This is a genomic window from Paenibacillus sp. J22TS3, from assembly GCF_018403205.1.
Lineage (GTDB): Bacteria > Bacillota > Bacilli > Paenibacillales > Paenibacillaceae > Fontibacillus > Fontibacillus tuaregi.
In genome coordinates this window covers 1-274 of sequence record NZ_BOSF01000027.1, presented here as the reverse complement: position 1 = coordinate 274, position 274 = coordinate 1, and the positions used below count along the sequence as shown (strand labels likewise).

At 49.3% G+C, this 274-nt stretch carries 1 rRNA gene; it reads right to left on the bottom strand.

The features are described 5' to 3' along the window. Positions 1–218 (bottom strand): 16S ribosomal RNA (locus KJS63_RS25890); the annotation flags it as partial. Positions 219–274: the final 56 nt, after the last annotated feature.

The following is a 274-nucleotide window of genomic DNA, read 5'->3' as shown; positions in this document are numbered from 1 at the left end:
CCGTCTTTCCCAAGTCCCTCATGCGAGGATCTTGCGTATCCGGTATTAGCTACCGTTTCCGGTAGTTATCCCAGTCTTACAGGCAGGTTACCTACGTGTTACTCACCCGTCCGCCGCTAACCATCAGAAGAGCAAGCTCTCCATCAAGTCCGCTCGACTTGCATGTATTAGGCACGCCGCCAGCGTTCGTCCTGAGCCAGGATCAAACTCTCCATTAAAGTGTTTGACTTGCTCATTTTGAATCTGACGAGAAAGGATGGAATTTTAATTTTCG